The sequence below is a fragment of the Pseudomonas meliae genome (assembly GCF_001400515.1).
GTDB lineage: Bacteria > Pseudomonadota > Gammaproteobacteria > Pseudomonadales > Pseudomonadaceae > Aquipseudomonas > Aquipseudomonas amygdali.
In genome coordinates, this window is the sequence record NZ_LJQT01000185.1 from 1092 (window position 1) to 2119 (window position 1028).

Sequence of the window (1028 nt, forward strand, 5' to 3'; positions counted from 1 at the left end):
CAGGGCTACATCATCAGCCTGCCCCTTCAACCCGAAGAATTCAGCGCGAGATTTCTTCTTATGAATCTTTCGGACGTTTCGGATAGCACAGCCGCGAAACCGCCGTTATAATCCGCGGCCTACTGAGGGCCCATAGCTCAGTTGGTTAGAGCAGAGGACTCATAATCCTTTGGTCCACGGTTCGAGTCCGTGTGGGCCCACCACCTTTGAAAGCCGCGCACTGCGCGGCTTTTGTGTTTCTGGATGGTATCTCTCAAATACAGGTCAGCCTTTGCGCTCTCCCCTATCCCGGCCTTTCCCGGTGAGATTCAGGTTCAAGCCCGCTTGGGCAACTTCCAGTTCGGCCGGATGAAGTGGCAGGTATACCCGTTCGGTATCCGTTCCAGATAATCCTGATGCTCCGGCTCCGCCTCCCAGAACTCGCTGGCGGGCTCGATTTGCGTGACCACACGCCCCGGCCACAGCTTGGAGGCGTCCACGTCAGCCGCGGTATCTTCGGCAATATCCCGTTGCTGTTCGCTCAGGTAGTAAATCGCCGAACGATAGCTTGGCCCAAGATCATTGCCCTGCCGGTTAGGCGTGCTCGGGTCATGGATCTGGAAAAAGAATTCAAGAATCTGCCGGTAGCTGATCACCGCCGGGTCAAACACGATCTCAATCGCTTCGGCATGGTTGCCATGGTTGCGGTAGGTGGCGTTCGGTACTTCGCCACCGGTGTAGCCGACTCGCGTACGCAGCACGCCGGGGTAGCGTCGCAACAAATCTTGCATGCCCCAGAAGCAGCCGCCGGCAAGGATGGCGGTTTCGGTTGAGTTGGTCATAGTCTGTCCTTGCGGTTCATGGAGACAGGGATAGTTATGGGGTGATGCCGGCCAATACCAAGCCGGATGAAGTAAAAAACCGGATCGTGTTGCGGAACGAGTACACGTCCTACAGAAGCCTTGGCGCCTTGCTCCGTTGCCTACAGTTGCGTCAGAATCCGCTGGCTTGAGTGCTTGAGTCAGCGTTTCCGAGACTGTCAGAAATTT

General features: G+C 56.4%; 2 protein-coding genes and 1 tRNA gene. 2 read left to right on the forward strand and 1 reads right to left on the reverse strand.

Features of this window, described 5'->3' with window-relative positions:
• Together ALO64_RS26790 and ALO64_RS08340 are read left to right on the forward strand one after the other, a co-directional pair.
• Positions 1-111, forward strand: a 111-nt coding sequence (locus ALO64_RS26790) for a hypothetical protein (RefSeq protein ID WP_408002898.1), incomplete at its 5' end; no start/stop codon positions are given.
• Positions 112-126: 15 nt separating this feature from the next.
• Positions 127-203, forward strand: a tRNA-Ile gene (locus ALO64_RS08340).
• Between the two features lie 111 nt (positions 204-314).
• Here ALO64_RS08340 and msrA read toward each other — a convergent pair.
• Complete coding sequence (gene msrA / locus ALO64_RS08345) at positions 315-821, reverse strand: peptide-methionine (S)-S-oxide reductase MsrA (protein WP_005730317.1); 507 nt, start codon at positions 819-821, stop codon at positions 315-317.
• Between the last annotated feature and the right edge of the window lie 207 nt (positions 822-1028).

Coding starts and splice junctions, on each gene's coding strand:
- msrA (WP_005730317.1), bottom strand. CDS start 821: ATGACCAACTCAACCGAAACCGCCATCCTTGCCGGCGGCTGCTTCTGG.